The organism is Streptomyces canus 299MFChir4.1, assembly GCF_000383615.1.
In the GTDB taxonomy this organism is placed as follows: domain Bacteria; phylum Actinomycetota; class Actinomycetes; order Streptomycetales; family Streptomycetaceae; genus Streptomyces; species Streptomyces canus_C.
Genome location: NZ_KB911591.1, coordinates 117,159 through 131,957, shown reverse-complemented (window position 1 = coordinate 131,957; position 14,799 = coordinate 117,159). Strand labels below are relative to the sequence as shown.

Genomic DNA, 14,799 nt, shown 5'->3' with positions numbered 1-14,799 from the left:
CATAAGCGCGACTTGCGCACGTTTGAAGCAGTTGAGCCACAGATGAGCGGGGTTCTGAATCAGCCGTCCGTGGTCTTGTCGACCAGCGCGCCGTACGCCAGCTGCAAGGCGTCCGCCCCGGCCAGCGCCGTCAGCGCGCCCATCCCCGCGCGCGTCGCGCGGGGCCACAGCAGCTGACCGGCGGTGAGGGTCGACGCGACCCAGACGCTCATGCAGAACGGGCAGGTCATCAGCTCGCCCACGGTCTCCTTGCCGCTCTCGGGCTGCGCCTGCTCGTGCAGTTCGGCGGGGCCCTGCGGACCGACGTATGTCGTGAAGGGGGCGCGCAGCGGGCTGGTCACCGACGCCTTGCTGATCAGCCGGCTGAGCCGGAACGTGGCCACCGAGGTCAGGAGCACGTCCCAGGGTTCCGGCCGGTCGGGCAGCGGGCGCCCACGCAGCCGTACCGCGGTGGCCCAGCCCGCCGTGTACGCGCCGAACGCCGCCATGGCCGCGAGGTAGCCGCGCAGGGGCCGGTCCTCCGTGCCCGCGTAGTCGCGGCCCGTGCGCCGCAGGAAGGCTTGAGCCCGTCGTCCGATGCGGTGGTGGTCAGTGGGTGTGGCCATGAGCGGATCCCCGTCCTGCCTCGTTCCGATGCCGATGCGGTTCCCGACCGTCCCCGGCTCGCTGGTCTCGTCCGTCCCGCCCGTCATGCCGAACCAGTCGCAGCTCGACCTGTCCGTCGGTGACCCGTGCGTCGAAGGCCGGCTGCGGGGCGACGGCCGGGCCGCGGACGTTCAGACCGTCCGAGAGCCGGAAGACGCTGCCGTGCCAGGGGCACCGCACGCATCCGTCGGAGACCGTCCCCTCGGACAGCGGCCCCGCCAGGTGGCTGCATCGATCGGCCAGCGCGTGGATCGACCCGTCGGTCTCACGCACGACCACGACCGGTACGTCGTCCACGCTGCGCCGCACCGGCCGCCCGGGCGGGAAGTCGTCCAGCGCGCCGATCCGGTGCCAGCGGTCCCTGACGACATGGGGTACGGCCTCGGCGTGGTTGACGCCGGCGGCCTGCCGGTAGGCCAGGTGACCGCCCAGCATGCCGCCTGATCCCACGGCCGCGAGTCCCAGGAAGCCGAGGGTCCGGCCCGCGCGCGTACGGCCGGCGACGCGGCACACGAGCGACGCCGTGTACAGGCCCACGGCCACCGTGTTGGACACCGCGTGCACCAGCCCGACACGCAACTGCGGGCGCTGCAGCTCCGCCCAGTCCGCGGCACCGGTCAGTGCGGCGGGACCGGCCGCGGCCAGGCCGACGCCCACCAGCAGGCCCGCCTCACGAGGGCGGCCCTTCGTCACGTCCAGCACGGCGGCGGACAGCCAACTGCCGATCGGCACCTGCACCAGCAGCGGGTGGACGGGATGTCCCAGCCACGTGCCGCGCAGCAGGTCCCGGCCGCGCCCCAGCGGCAGGGACCGTTTCCCCGCCCGCAGTCCGTCGATCACCGGGTCCTGCCGCGGTTCCCGCTCCAGACGGGCCAACAGCCGCAGGACCCGGTTCTCCCGTGTACGTGGATGACGTCGTCGCACGCTCATGCGCAGCCGGGTCTCCCCCAGCACGTGCGGCAAACGAGGCGGCAGGATGATCAGGTCTTGGACACCGCGTGGCGCCCGGTCCGCCCGGAGAACGCGGCGTGGTGAGAAGGCCGGGCCGAACCGGACGGCTCGAGACGCCACAGCCACCGGGAGGCCATGGCCAGCAGGCCCGTGAAGACGGCCAACAGCAGCAAGGAGGTCCACATGGGCCGGGTGCCGGGAGAGTCCCACATGGTCCAGGCCGACGACGCCGTCCACAGGATGACGCCGGCCGCGTAGAAGGCCCGGATGCGGCGCAGTTGCCTCTTGGCCCTGACCGCTGTGAGGTCGTCGGTGTGTGTCATGCCGCCCCGTGTACCCCGATCACCGTCCGGCAGGCAGTCAGTTCGTGGGGGCGCCGTCAGACCTACAGGTGCGGCACAAGAACAGAACAAGACAGGTGTCCTGCGTAGTATCACTACGGCATAGGCGTGCGGCCGAAGTTGTCACCGCGCATCCGGAAGCAGGCGACCCGGCACGCCCATGCCCCAGGAAGAGGTGCGAGCCCATGTCCGAATCCGCCCCCGCCACCACCGAGTTGACCTCGCAGTACAGCACCCAGGTGGCCGGTGACCTCGAACGCAACCTCAAGGAACAAGAGCGCCTCAGCGGGGAAATCGAGGCACTCCAAGGCCAGTTGGACGCCCTGCGGCACGACCACACCGTCCTGCAGAACATCCAGCAGGTCCTGGGCACCCAGGCGACAGCCGTCCCGTCCACCACCCCACCCGCCGCGGCGGTGCCCGCTCCGCGCAAGAAGGCCGCCGACTCGAACGAGCGGCCGGGCACCCGGAAATCCACCCCGGGCACCCGGAAATCCACCGCACCGGCCGGAAAGAAGACCGGGAAGAAGACCGAGAAAAAGGCGGCGCCCAAGGCGTCGGCCGCGCGGTCCGGGCTCACCCTCGTCGACCTTGTCCGGGACCATCTGGCCGGGCAGAAGGAACCCCGCTCAGCGGCCGAGGTCTCCACCGCCCTCAGCGGGCAGCACCCCGAGCGCACGATCAAGACCACCGTCGTCCGCACCACGCTCGAAGGTCTCGTGGCCAGGAACCAGGCCCAGCGCACCAAGCAGGGAACCTCGGTCTTCTACACCACACCCGACGCGGGCGAAGCTGCCGCGCCCTCCGAGGACAGCTCCCGGCCGTCGGACTGACGTTCCCCCGGGGCTCGTTCAGCCGGCCCGCCGTGAGGGACGGAGACCGCTTCCGTGCCGTCCGGCGGCGGCGAGGACCGCGGCGGCCGCTCCGGTGCCGAGGACGGCACCGGCGACCACGTCGCCCGGGTAGTGCACTCCGGTGTGGATCCGTGAGTAGCCCACCGCGCAGGCCAACAGGCCCAGCGGCACCGTGGCGACGGGCAGCGCGGGTCCGACCGCCGCCGCGAAGGCGACCGCGGACGCCGTGTGCCCCGAGGGGAAGGACGCGGACTCCGGCATCGGCACGTGCCGCCCCGGAAACGGCGAGTCCTCGGCGCGGTGCGGACGCGGCCGACGCACCAGGCGCTTGCCGAGCATGTTCGCGGTCGCGGAGGCGACACCGATGGCCGCGACTCCGAGGGCGGCGGCGCGCCGTGGCCGGCCGGGGCACAGGGCGAGCAGTCCGGCGATCGTGAACGAGATCTTGGAGTGGTCCGCCGCGGCCGACAGCCGCCGCAGGGCGTGGTCCAGGGCCGGTGTCCGGGTGACCGTGACGGCCTCGTACAGCGCCTGGTCGAGGGCGGCGAGGTCGCGCAACAGCTCTCGGGAGGTGGGCTGTTCGGGCTGCGGTCGGTCAAGCATCGCTCTGCTCCTGGTTCTTGACGGCCGGAAGGGGAGTCCGTTCGATGGCGAGGCGCACCACACGGCGCCAGTCCACGGACGGGGCAGTGTACGGCGCGCCGGGACGGTTTCTCGGTACCCGCACCCGCAGGGCCCTGGGTCGTACGGTGCACACGACCGGCTGGGGCAGCAGCAGGGCTTCGCCGTCCACGGCCACCGGGATCGTCTCCGCGTCGGCCGTGACGGTCACCCGGCGCGCGGTCGACGAGGTGATCCCGCTGGCCCGCTCCCCCAGCAGCGCGAGTTCGGCGGCCTGTGCCGCGCCCTCGATCCGCAGGCTGATCACACCGAGTCGGCCGCCGTCGAGGCGTGACCTTCGTCCGACGCCCATCGGGCCGGCCTGCGCGTAGGGATTGTTGCTCACCAGCAGCGCGTGCGGGGCGTCGAGCCGCCGGCCGTCCGCCGTCGCGGTGAGCTGTGCTCCGGCCCCGCCGGCCAGCAGGTCCGGCAGCAGGTCGAGCGTGGTGGACGCCTTGGCATCGCGGTATTCGGGGCTCTGCACTATCTCCGCGTAGGTCCCGAACGAGACCGTGTTCACGAAGGGCCGGCCCGCCACGTCCCCCAGGTCGACGCGGATCTCCACGCCGTGCGTGAGGGCTTCGAGACCGCTTGCCGGATCGTCGCGGTCCAGGCCCAGGTCCATCGCGAAGTGATTGCGGGTCCCGGCGGCGAGGACCATGAACGGCACGTCGTGGTCCGCGGCCACGCCCGCCACCAGGGCCTGGGTGCCGTCCCCGCCCGCCACGCCGAGCAGGTCCGCGCCCTCCGCGAGGGCCTGGCGGGCCAGCGCCGCCGGATCGGGGTTGTCGTCCACGTCGAGCAGGACCACCCGGGCGCCCAGGGCCTCGGCCCGCTCCACCAGTGCGTGGTGGACGACCTTGCCGCCGCCCGACAGCGGATTCATGATCAGAACCGGCCTGCGGGGCGGCCGGACCGGACGCGAGTGGGTGGCACGCGGTGCCCGCAGGTGGCGCAGTGCGCTTCTGGCACAGGCCAGTGCCGCCGCCCACAGGCCCAGGGCCGCCGCCGCGAACGGCCACAGGCCGGACACCGCGTACAGGACCAGGACGGCGACGGGCGCGGCCACGGCCAGCAGGGTGCCGCACAGCCGCGCCAGGCCCCGGTGGGCCAGCGCCCACCAGATGCCCGCGCCTGCCAGGCCGAGGCCCACGAGGCCCAGCAGCGGGAGCAGCCACTGGCCCGCGGCCACCACCGCCGCGACCACTCCCGCCAGGCAGAGCAGAGCCAGCCGGGCCAGCGTCCGCGCCGCGGTGCCGGAGCCGTCCGGCTCCACCTCGTTCATCGTTCGGGTCGCCTCTCACGGATCGGTGGCCCAACGATCTCATGCTGTCGTTCTCGCCGTCGGTGCCGGCCTGGTGCACGCTGGTTCAGCGGGTCACGACGTGCCGTTCGTCCGGCACACAGTGGGTCATGGTCAGGCCCTCGACGTCACGCGGCGGGTTCGTGCCGAGGTTCGACAGCCGCTTGCGGTCCTCGTCGGTGAGGTCCTGGCCGGCCAGCGGCTCAAGACCGGCGACGTCGTCGGGGCCGATGCCGAGGCCCTCACCGATCCTGAGGCCGAGGTCGTTCTCGACCAGCAGGAAGTGCCACACCATGCGTTCCTGCACGGGCCGGTCGCACTGGGCGAGCAGACCGGTCAGGTTCTTCACCAGGTCGTCGCGCTCCCACTCCTCCAGAAGCAGGTACCGCTGGCCCGCCTGCAGGTAGTCGTTGGTGCGGGGGATGCGCCTGCGGGTGAGCCGGCCGTGGATCTCCGGGCCCTGTTCGTCGTGCGTCGGGTGCGGCGCCTCGCGCAGGCCGCCGGTGATGGACGGCTCGTAGTTGACGACGGGGTTCTCGCCCCCGCCGTCCACGTGGTACGTCATCTGCCCGTCACGCTGGTTGGTGCGCACCTCGGCGTTCTTCGCCTGGTTGACCGGCAGCTGGAGGTAGTTCGGGCCGACCCGGTAGCGCTGGGTGTCGCTGTAGGAGAAGGTCCGGCCGACCAGCATCTTGTCGTCGGAGAAGTCCAGTCCGTCGACGAGGACACCGGTGCCGAAGGAGATCTGCTCGTTCTCCGCGAAGTAGTTGTCCGGCATCCGGTCCAGCACCATCCGGCCCACCGGCCTCGGCGGGAAGTCCTGCTCGGGCCAGGTTTTGGTGTCGTCCAGCGGGTCGAAGTCCAGCTCGGGATGGTCGTGGTCGTCCATCATCTGCACCAGGAGTTCCCACTCGGGGTGATCCCCGCGCGTGACCGCCTCGTACAGGTCCTTGGTGGCGTGGCCCAGGGAGTCGGCCTGCACGTTGGCGGCGTCCTCCTCGGTCATCGAGCGGACGCCCTGCTTGGGCATCCAGTGGTACTTGACCAGTTTGGTCTCGCCGTCGGCGTTGACCCACTTGTAGGTGTTGACGCCGAAGCCCTGCATGTGGCGGTAGTCCGCGGGGATGCCGCGCGGGCTGAACAGGTTGACCAGCATGTGCATCGACTCGGGCGTCTGCGACATGAAGTCGAAGATGCGGCGCGGCTGCTGCTCGAAGGTGACCGGGTCGGGCTTGAGGGCGTGGATGACGTCGGGGAACTTGATCGCGTCCCGGATGAAGAACACGCCCAGGTTGTTGCCCACCAGGTCCCAGTTGCCGTCCTCGGTGTAGAACTTCACGGCGAAGCCGCGGGGGTCGCGGGCGGCCTCGGAGGAGTCGCGCCCGCCGATGACGGTGGAGAAACGGACGGCGAGGTCGGTGCGCTTGCCGCGCTCCTGGAACAGCTTGGCCCGGGTGAACCTGCCGATCGGTTCGTCGCCCCAGGCGCCGTAGGACTCGAACCAGCCGTAGGCGGTCACACCGCGCGCGTGCACGACGCGCTCGGGGATCCGTTCCCGGTCGAAGTGGCTGATCTTCTCCAGGAACTGGTAGTTCTCCAGGGTGGCGGGCCCGCGGGCGCCGACCGTGCGCTGGTTCTGGTTGTCGTGGACCGGGTGGCCCTGGCGGTTGGTGAGCGTCTTGGGGTCGTCCGCCGGAGCGGGACCGGTACCGGACTCGTCCGTCATGATCAGGGGCTCCTCAGGGTCTCGGGTTCACGGCGGGGGGCGGCCCCTGGTACGGCGGGCCGCCTCCGGCCGGTGTTCGGCGGATCACCCGAGTACCCGATCGGGTCTCGCCACTCACGTCATGCGCCCGCCACCAGTGAGTCGTCCTTGGGGCGGGTGCCTGACACCTGACGGCGGGCCGCTGCCAGGGCGGATTCGATGTCACGGGTGCCCGTGGCGATGCACAGGGTGTAGGACACGTCCTCAAGGCGCTGACGCGCTCCGGCGCTGCCGTCCTCCGCGTGCAGGACGTGCAGCGCCTCGTAGCGCTCGAGCAGGTCGGTGAGAAGGGCAGGGTGGGCCATCAGCATGATTCGCTCCTCTACGCAGTGGGAGTGGGGGCGGTTCACGTCCGCCGCCGTCACTCGGACTGTCGCGGGAGAGGCCTCGGCGGCACGCACCAAGGAGAGCCGCGATCGGCCGCTTCCGCGGTGGGCCTGTGATCCCAAGCACCTGACCCGCCGTCTGCCCTGGCGAAACAAGCTCAAACCAGTGCCGGCATCTTCGACATTCGCTCGCCGCCGTGACCGGCGGAGGGTCAGTCCCGGCGGGCGTCGACATCCCCGTTGACCGTGGTCAGCGTCATGATGTGGGTCCGGTCGGCGTCGCGCACGGGGACGCCCACGGTGGCCCGGCCGTTGTCGGTGGACGCGCTGACCCGGTAGGGCGGGCTGTCGTGGGGCACGGTGACGTCGACCGAGCCGTTGACGGTCACGGCGCTGACGCCCGACGGCACCGCGGCGCATCCGACGACGACGTCACCGTTCGTGGTGGCCGCGTGCACCTGCCGTGCCGCGACGCTCGTCGCGCGCACCGAGCCGTTGCGGGTGGACAGCCGTACGTCGGCGTCGTCGCGTCCGGAACGGGTCACCGTCACATCGCCGTTGACGGTCGTGATGTCCAGGGCGGCGGCGACGCCCGCCACGTCGACGCCGGCGTTGCGGGCGGTGGCCGCGACGCTGACGCCGTCGGGGATCTCCACGTACGGCATCCGGGGACAGGCCCCGCCGCCCGTGGTCCGGTGGGCGCACGACAGGTCGAGCATCCACACCTTCCCGTGGTGGGACCAGTGCTCGTCGACGCGGTCGTCGACGGTGACGCCGCGGCCGTCGGCCGGGCGCAGCCGCAGGCCGTTGTCGGTGACGATCACCACCTGCTCGCCGGAGCCAGCAACACGGAGTGTTCCCACCGCCGGGGGGCCGCCGAACGCCCCGTCGTGATCGTCGCTGCAGGCCCCGGCGAGGGGCAGCAGCGCCAGCACCACCATCAGGCGCGTCACGCGCCGTGTCGGCATCGCCTTCATACCCCGTCGGATGCCCCGGTTCGCCGTGGGCATGGCAGAGACGGACGGCGAGGCCGACGGCGGGGCGGACGCGTCGGGGCTACGGCACCGGGACCGAGTCCGTCTCCGTCGCCCCCTCGGTCGCCGCGAGCTGCCTGTTGCGGCGCACGGAGGACCAGAAGGACCAGCCGATCAGGACCACTCCGACGAGGCCGGTGATGATCTCGTTGATCTGGTACTGGATGGTGACCATGAGGATCACGGCGAGGGCGCCGATGGCGTAGTGGGCGCCGTGCTCCAGGTAGACGTAGTCGTCGAGGGTGCCCTGGCGGACCAGGTACACGGTCAGGGACCGGACGTACATCGCGCCGATGCCCAGGCCCAGCGCCATCAGGACGATGTCGTTGGTGATGGCGAAGGCGCCGATCACGCCGTCGAAGGAGAAGGAGGCGTCGAGGACCTCCAGGTAGAGGAACATGAAGAATGCGGCCTGCCCTGCCAGTTTGACCGGTGAGCCGGTCCCGCCGGAGCGTTGGGCCTCTTTTTCGCGTTCCTCCTCGTCCTCGAGCCTGTTCTCGAAGTACCCGGAGAGGCCTCCGACGACCAGGTAGGTGATCAGGCCCGCGATGCCGGAGATCAGGACGGTCTGTGCCTTGTCGGCGTGGGCGCCGCCGTGCTGGTGGGCGTGGGTGGCGAAGGTGAACGCGGTGACCAGCAGGACGACCAGGGCGATGCAGACCGACAGCATGTCGACCTTGCCGAGCTTGGCGAGCGGCCGCTCCAGCCAGGCCAGCCACTTGATGTCGCGGTCCTCGAAGATGAAGTCCAGGAAGATCATCAGCAGGAACATGCCGCCGAACGCGGCGATCGCCGGGTGCGCGTCGGTGACCAGCTGCTGGTAGCGGTCCTTGTCGGTCAGGGCGAGCTGGACCGCGTCGTACGGATTGAGCTTCGCGGTGATCGCGACGATCACGACCGGGAAGACCAGCCGCATGCCGAACACCGCGATCAGGACACCGACCGTGAGAAAGATCTTCTGCCAGAAGGTGTTCATCTTCTTCAGGATTCCGGCGTTGACCACGGCGTTGTCGAACGAGAGCGAGATCTCCAGCACGGCCAGGATCGCCACGATGCCGAACGCGGCCCAGCCGTCGTACAGCACTCCTGCGGCCAGGCCGAGCGCGGTGACCGCGAACGCCCAGCGAAAGGTCTTCAGAATCACTGGCACCAAGTCCTGTTGTCGAGCGGTCGCCCGGATGGCGGGCGCAAACGGCCCGTGGGCCCACGGGCGTTGTCTATCACGGTCAGGGGACGCCGAAGTGGCGCGGGGGGTTGACGGGCGCCGCCGTGTCCGGGTGCCGGGCCGGTGGTCCGGGTCACGATCTGCCGGGCGTTCGCACGGCGAGCAGGGCGACGTCGTCGTCGTTGCGGACGTGCCGCACCCGGCGCAGCACCTGGTCGGTGAAGGAGGCCAGCGGACGGTGGGCGAGGGCGGCGGCGTGCCGGCGCAGGTGCAAAAGCCCCTCGTCGAGGGAACGGCCCGCCGCCTCGATCAGACCGTCGGTGTACAGCAGCAGCGTGGAGCCGGGCGGCAGCAGGGCGGTCGCGTCGGTGCGGGGTGCGCGAACGCCGGTGCCCAGGAGGATGCCGTGGCCGTCGGTGAGGTAGTGGGCCAGGCCGTCGTGGCTGATCAGGAGGGGTGGCGGGTGGCCGGCATTGGTCCAGGTCAGTTCCCAGTGGCCGTCGTCCCGCTCCTCGACCCGGGCGAAGATCATGGTGGCCATGGTGACGTCGGTGATGTGCATGACCGCCGCGTCGAGCCGGGCGACGATGCGGCTCGGCGGCTCCTGGTGGGCCCAGGCGTAGGCGCGGAGCATGTTGCGCAGTTGTGCCATGCCCGCCGCGGCCTCCAGGTCGTGGCCGACGACGTCCCCGACCGCCAGCGCGGTGGCGCCGTCGGAGAGGGTGAAGGCGTCGTACCAGTCGCCGCCGACCTGTGAGGCGTCGGGAGCGGGCAGGTAGCGGGCCGTCATCTGCAGCCCGGGCACCCGGGGCATCTGGGGCAGCAGGTGGTTCTGCATGGTCTCGGCGACCTTGCGCTGACGCTGGTAGAGACGCGCGTTGTCCAGGGCCAGACCGGCCCGGCGGGCGATGTCCTCGATCAACGGGAGATCGACGGTGGTGAAGTCCACCGGGTCCTTGTCCCGGCCCAGGGTGAGGGCGCCCAGGACGGCACGCGTGCTGCGGATGGGGGCGATGGCGGCGGAGCGGATGCCGGTGGCCTCGAACAGGCGGCGCTGTTCCACCGCTATGCCGGAATCCGGGTCCCGCTCGTAGGTCTGCGGTCCGGCCAGGGTGGAGGCGACCCCGCGCAGCGCCCTGGACAGGGGCATCGGCGATTCCTCCGGGATCGGAGGCATCGGTCCCTGAAGGTCCTCGTGGCGCACCAGGGCGTCGCCCTCCGCGTGGACGACGGCGGTGCGCCACACCTCGTCGCGCTCGGTGATCAGGTCGACGACGGCCCAGTCCGCCAGCCGGGGCACCACCAGGGTCACCAGCCGCCGCAGCGTCTCCTCGACGTCGAGGGTGGACGTCAGACGGGTGGTGGTCTCGGCCAGCAGGGCTAGGCGCTCGAGTTCCGGCATCGACCGGGCCGCCGTCTCGGGCGGGCTGTCGGTCTCCGGCGGGCACTGGGCGTGGACGAGCACGAGCGTGCCGACGACCCGGCCGTCCACGTCGTACGGCGTGATCAGCCACGAGACGGGCAGCAGGGAGCCGTCGCCGCACTCGAAGTGGTCCCCCTCGGCCTGGGCGGTGCGCCCGGCGTGGAAGGCCTGCCGCATGCTGCACCGGCTCCGTGGCAGGACGTGGCCGTGGGCGTCCCGGTGCAGCAGGTCGTGCGCGTCGCGGCCGTAGAACTCCTCGGCGGGGCGGACCAGCAACTCTTCGGCGCGGGCGTTCACGGCGATGACGTGGCCTTCTTCGTCCACGACGTACGCCGCGGTCCCGATGGCCTCCAGTGCGGCGGCGAGCCCCGCCGCGGATGCAGCCGGGGGTCGTCTCCCGAGGGTCCCCGTGTCGTCCGCCCCTGCCATGTCTTCCTCTCCTCGCCGGTCGGCGCCGCTCGCTGCCAGTCTGTGGCGTGTTCGCTCGGCCGTCCTGTCCTTCCCGTGTGCCCCGGTGGGCATGTATCCAGCCTCGCGTGTGAGCGAGTACTCGCAACCGGGTCGGCACGGAGCGTGGCGCGGGGCCGTGACACGCCCTTGCCTGCGGACCGCTCCGTGCCAGGTCGTGGCGCTCGAAGGCGGGGGCGTCCTGGTGTTTTCCGACGCGCCCCCTGACGCTTCCGTGCGCTGGGTGAACGTGGCCGAATTCGCCTTGCGCACACGGGACTTGGCGGCGCGCTGGGTATCCGTGAAATGACGGGTGCGGACCGGCGGCATGGGGAGGGCTGGGGCTGTGGCACGCCTATCGCGGACATCCGGCCCCTCCCCGTCGCGCCGATCACGCAAACGGCACGTCGTGCGCGCGCTGCGGGACCAGGGACGCTACGGCCCCAGGCTGCGTGACGTGCTGCCCGCCTTCGCGGGTGTCCTGGTGGCCGTGTGCGCGGTGGCGGCCGTGCTCGCCGCGGGGTACCGCGCCGCCGGGATCGGCGTCCCGGTCGCCGGTGTCGTCGTCCTGACCTTGGTCGTCACGGTCGCGATACGGCACGGGCGCCCCGGCGCGCGCCGTCGTCTGGGCTACTACACCGCGGACGAGCTGCTCGAACTCGACACCCAGCAACTCGCGTTGGCGGTGGCCCGGATGCTGCGCCGGGACGGGTGGCGGGTGCGGCTGGTGCCCGCGCCGGACCGGCCGCGCCTGTGCGCCCGGGACGCGGCCGGGCGTCGCATCGACGTGGCCTTCCGGCCGGTGGCGGAACCCCTGCCCGACGAGGACGTGCCGCATCCCCACGCGCACCGCGGGGACCAGGTGTCGCCTCTGCGTCTGGTCGTGCATCGCGGTGTCTTCACCGCCCGCGACATCCGGTGGGCACACCGGGAGCGGACGATCCGCCTGCTCGACGGGTCCGCTCTGCGGCGGTGGGCGGCGGGCGCCCGGCTCAACGACCTGCTGTCACAGGAACGGTGACAAGGAGTCGGTACGCCCGCGCCGCGAAGGAATGCCTCCGGGCCCACCCTGCCGCGTCAGATCCGACCGCCGGTCAGGCGGGTGATCGGACCGTGCGTGTGACGTCCGGCGCGCCGCCCGACGGCGTAGGACGTGGCGGTCAGCGCGGTCAGGCCCGCCCCCACGCCCGCCGCGATGATCTTGCGCTGGGCGATCACCGTCCAGGCCGTCTTGGCGACGGCCGCCGCCTGCCCGGAGGCGGCGACGACGGTCTGGCGGCCGGCCTCGACGCTCTTGGCCGCGGTCTGTGCGGCACCACTCACCGTCTTGGCCGTGCGTTCCGTCACCTCCTTGCCCGCTGACGCGGCGTCATCCGTCTTCGTGGCGGCCTTGTTCGCCGCCTTGGCGGCCGGGGCGGTGGCCTTCGCCGTGGTACGCCGGGCCTTCGCCGCCGCGGTCCGAGTGTTCGCGGAATCTTGGTTCGTCTGCTCGTTCGATTCACTCATGGACATCGCGTTACCGCTCGCTCCGACGGCAAACACGCTGCGCCGAGAGCGATGTCACGGCATGGCGTCGTCGGCGCGCTTTCCGGGAGCGTCGACGGCCCGGCGCTGTGGCGCACCGGGCCGTCGCCCCTTCTCCGTCAGCCGATGTGGTAACTGTCGCCGTAGACCTTCCAGTCCAGGGGCGGGTTCAGGTCGAGGTTGCCCTTGCGCAGGAAGACGCGTTGGGCGGTGTCGACCCGGCTGGTGTCGCTGTGTGCCTCCTCCTGTTTCATCGCCCACACGCGTGCGTCGAGGAAGGCGTTCAGGTACGTCGTCTCGTTGCCGCCCTGGGCCGGGGGCTCGGCCGTGCGCAGGGCCCGGCGGCGAATGCTGCTGAAGCTGGTCGCGTCGCCGCCGTCGCCGTGCATGACGATGGCGTCGTAGTAGGCGAACTGGCCGAGTGCGCGCAGCCCGTCCGTCTTGCCCTGCCTGACGGCGGGGTTGAAGTAGACACGGTCGCGTTCGTCGTTCTGCGCCTGCTGGAACGCCGTGTCCTGGGCGGCCTTGCGCCAGTCGGCGGGGAAGTTCGGGTCCAGGCCGCTGTGGGAGTCGGTGCCGTCGACGCGGCGCAGCGCCGGCAGGTACTTGGCGAGGACGTTGCCGGGCTTGCGGTCGGCGTACAGCTGGACGAGGTCGAGCATGTCTCCGGTTCCGGAGCAGAAGCCGATGATGCCGGCGGTGTACCCGCGACCGTCACCGATGTCCTCGATGTACCGGTACTGCGCCTTCCAGTCGAGCGAGGAGTTCTCCGCGCTCGACACCAGCTTCATGGCGATCTCCTTCTTCGCGGGGTCGTCGAGGCCCGGTGCGGCCGCGGACGCCGCCGCGGCGGGCACGGAGCTGAGCATCCCGGCGCAGGTCGCCGCTCCCATCAGAGCGAGCAGGGTGCGGCGGGACGGGTGGGCGGCCGGGTGCACTGTGTCAGGTTCCACGGGGGCTCCAAGTGGAGGTGGGGGGTGGAGAGTTGGTCCAGACCTGGTTGTTAGGAAGGTTTCCTACCAGTGCGGGGCGCGATCAGTAACCCACTACGCGGGAAGTTCGTAGATTCGAACGAATAACAGTCAGTGATACGTGAGTTCGACCAACCGGAGGACGGCAGCGGCTAGCTCCGCGGGACGTCCTTGACGAACACCAGGCCGTCGATGGTCGCCAAGTGGGCCGGGTCGAGCGGGGCGTAGCCGAACCAGGGGGACACGCGGGGCGCGGGCGCCGCGTCGCCGAGTGCGGTGGCCAGGCGTCGGGGGTCGATGAGGCAGTGGTCCTGCGGGAGGGCGTACAGGAGTCCCTCGACGGTGTCCCGGTGCGGTGCGTCCACTCCCTGGTGGCGGATCGTGCCGAGGGCCGTGGCGACGAAGGCGTACTCCTCGCCCAGCCGCGCGCTCACCAGCGCGCCGGCGCTCCACCACTCCACCCGGCCCTCCCACATCCGCATCGAGCTCTTCTCGCGCTGGAGATGGGAGTTGTGGGCGTGGACGAGTACAGGCCCGCGGGCGGCGAGGGCGAGGAGGTTGTGGGCCATCATCGAGTCCCGCAGCGCGCACAGGCGCGTCATACGGGCCGGCGAGGTGTCGGCCATCCCGTGGTGGTAGCGCAGCAGACCGGCCGCTGTGCGCCCGTACAGGCACGCGCGGTCCCAGTCGTCCCGCGAGGTCTCCGCGATCAGGTGCGGTGCCCCGGCATCGAGCAGCGTCACCAGTTCGTCGGTGAGCAGCCGCAGCCGGTCCGCGTCGGCCGACCGCCCCACCGACTGCGCCGGGTCCGTCATCGCGGCGGGATCGGTCCACCGGTCGTCCGCGCCGAGCAGGCGGTCGAGTGTCGGCGCGGTGCACGGAAGCAGTTCTGCGTCCACCTGAGCCGCGAGGTAACCGTGGAGGGCGGTGAGGGCCTGTCGGGGGCTCGCTGCGGCCGTGATCTCCAGCGGGCCGTCGAAGCCCGCGAAGCGGACCCGCTCGGACGCGGGCCGGCCGTCGTTGTGCGCGCGCATCCAGCGCACGAGTGCGCGGTTGGCCGCGGAGGAGCCCCAACCGTGGCTGAATCCCTGCTCCATGACCTCGTCGAGGGTGCCTGTGCCCGCGGTGACGAAGTCGTCCACCAGCAGGCCCCGCATGCAGTCGCTCTCGAGCGCGATCGTCCGGTAACCCTCCTGCTCCACGAGCTGCCGGAAGAGCTCGTTGCGCAGTTCGAGCAGGGTGTCCTCGCCGTGGGTGGGCTCGCCCAGGGCGAGCAGCCGGGGCCGGGAGGGGAGCAGTCCCATGACGGCGGCAGCGTCGACGGCATGGGCGGTGTCCTTGATGTCAGTCGCCATGCCTTCAACGCTATCGTTCAACCTTCGGTTGAAAC

At 71.4% G+C, this 14,799-nt stretch carries 15 protein-coding genes; 2 read left to right on the top strand and 13 right to left on the bottom strand.

Going from position 1 to position 14,799, the window contains the following annotated elements; genetic code table 11:
• Positions 1-59: 59 nt before the first annotated feature.
• Genes H293_RS0123035 through H293_RS49855 form a run of 3 tightly spaced genes read right to left on the bottom strand, consistent with a single transcriptional unit; the run spans position 60 to position 1,919 of the window.
• The gene (locus H293_RS0123035) at positions 60-605 is read right to left on the bottom strand and encodes a DUF1360 domain-containing protein (RefSeq protein WP_020120202.1); all 546 of its coding nucleotides are present in this window, start codon (positions 603-605) and stop codon (positions 60-62) included.
• Positions 589-1,575 carry a Rieske (2Fe-2S) protein gene (locus tag H293_RS0123030; protein WP_028808106.1) on the bottom strand — a complete coding sequence of 329 codons (987 nt, stop codon included), beginning with the start codon at positions 1,573-1,575 and terminating at the stop codon, positions 589-591. Before H293_RS0123030 ends, H293_RS0123035 begins: the two co-directional genes overlap by 17 nt.
• Before the next feature lie 50 nt (positions 1,576-1,625).
• Positions 1,626-1,919 carry a hypothetical protein gene (locus tag H293_RS49855; RefSeq protein ID WP_020120200.1) on the bottom strand — a complete coding sequence of 98 codons (294 nt, stop codon included), beginning with the start codon at positions 1,917-1,919 and terminating at the stop codon, positions 1,626-1,628.
• A 203-nt stretch (positions 1,920-2,122) separates the two neighbouring features.
• On the opposite strand from H293_RS49855, the gene H293_RS0123020 reads away from it, so the two are divergent.
• A complete protein-coding gene (locus H293_RS0123020; protein ID WP_020120199.1) occupies positions 2,123-2,770 on the top strand; it encodes a hypothetical protein in 648 nt (215 codons plus the stop codon).
• Positions 2,771-2,788: 18 nt separating this feature from the next.
• Here H293_RS0123020 and H293_RS0123015 read toward each other — a convergent pair whose 3' ends face one another.
• The 7 genes from H293_RS0123015 to H293_RS0122985 form a co-directional block, all read right to left on the bottom strand.
• The gene (locus H293_RS0123015; protein ID WP_020120198.1) at positions 2,789-3,394 is read right to left on the bottom strand and encodes a phosphatase PAP2 family protein; all 606 of its coding nucleotides are present in this window, start codon (positions 3,392-3,394) and stop codon (positions 2,789-2,791) included.
• Positions 3,387-4,736 carry a diacylglycerol/lipid kinase family protein gene (locus H293_RS49850; protein WP_020120197.1) on the bottom strand — a complete coding sequence of 450 codons (1,350 nt, stop codon included), beginning with the start codon at positions 4,734-4,736 and terminating at the stop codon, positions 3,387-3,389. Before H293_RS49850 ends, H293_RS0123015 begins: the two co-directional genes overlap by 8 nt.
• Before the next feature lie 85 nt (positions 4,737-4,821).
• On the bottom strand, positions 4,822-6,480 hold the full coding sequence (locus tag H293_RS0123005; protein ID WP_020120196.1) for a catalase: 1,659 nt from the start codon (positions 6,478-6,480) through the stop codon (positions 4,822-4,824).
• 119 nt (positions 6,481-6,599) lie between these two features.
• Complete coding sequence (locus H293_RS0123000; RefSeq protein ID WP_020120195.1) at positions 6,600-6,830, bottom strand: DUF5133 domain-containing protein; 231 nt, start codon at positions 6,828-6,830, stop codon at positions 6,600-6,602.
• Positions 6,831-7,057: 227 nt separating this feature from the next.
• Positions 7,058-7,822 (bottom strand): DUF4097 family beta strand repeat-containing protein, encoded by a 765-nt coding sequence (locus H293_RS0122995; protein WP_028808103.1) that lies wholly within the window; start codon positions 7,820-7,822, stop codon positions 7,058-7,060.
• Positions 7,823-7,901: 79 nt separating this feature from the next.
• Positions 7,902-9,023 carry a DUF475 domain-containing protein gene (locus tag H293_RS0122990; protein WP_020120193.1) on the bottom strand — a complete coding sequence of 374 codons (1,122 nt, stop codon included), beginning with the start codon at positions 9,021-9,023 and terminating at the stop codon, positions 7,902-7,904.
• Between the two features lie 154 nt (positions 9,024-9,177).
• The gene (locus H293_RS0122985) at positions 9,178-10,896 is read right to left on the bottom strand and encodes a SpoIIE family protein phosphatase (RefSeq protein WP_020120192.1); all 1,719 of its coding nucleotides are present in this window, start codon (positions 10,894-10,896) and stop codon (positions 9,178-9,180) included.
• A gap of 427 nt (positions 10,897-11,323) precedes the next feature.
• Between H293_RS0122985 and H293_RS0122980 the strand changes: the two genes are divergently transcribed.
• Positions 11,324-11,935: a hypothetical protein gene (locus H293_RS0122980; protein WP_020120191.1), complete on the top strand. Its 612-nt coding sequence runs from the start codon at positions 11,324-11,326 to the stop codon at positions 11,933-11,935.
• 56 nt (positions 11,936-11,991) lie between these two features.
• Here the strand turns inward: H293_RS0122980 and H293_RS0122975 are convergent, their stop codons facing one another.
• From H293_RS0122975 to H293_RS0122965, 3 genes are all read right to left on the bottom strand, one after another.
• Positions 11,992-12,426, bottom strand: a complete 435-nt coding sequence (locus H293_RS0122975; protein WP_020120190.1) for a hypothetical protein — start codon at positions 12,424-12,426, stop codon at positions 11,992-11,994.
• A gap of 131 nt (positions 12,427-12,557) precedes the next feature.
• Entirely contained in the window at positions 12,558-13,331 is a 774-nt protein-coding gene (locus H293_RS0122970; RefSeq protein ID WP_259294515.1) for a chitosanase, read from the bottom strand.
• 230 nt (positions 13,332-13,561) lie between these two features.
• Complete coding sequence (locus tag H293_RS0122965) at positions 13,562-14,764, bottom strand: erythromycin esterase family protein (RefSeq protein WP_020120188.1); 1,203 nt, start codon at positions 14,762-14,764, stop codon at positions 13,562-13,564.
• Positions 14,765-14,799 lie beyond the last annotated feature (35 nt).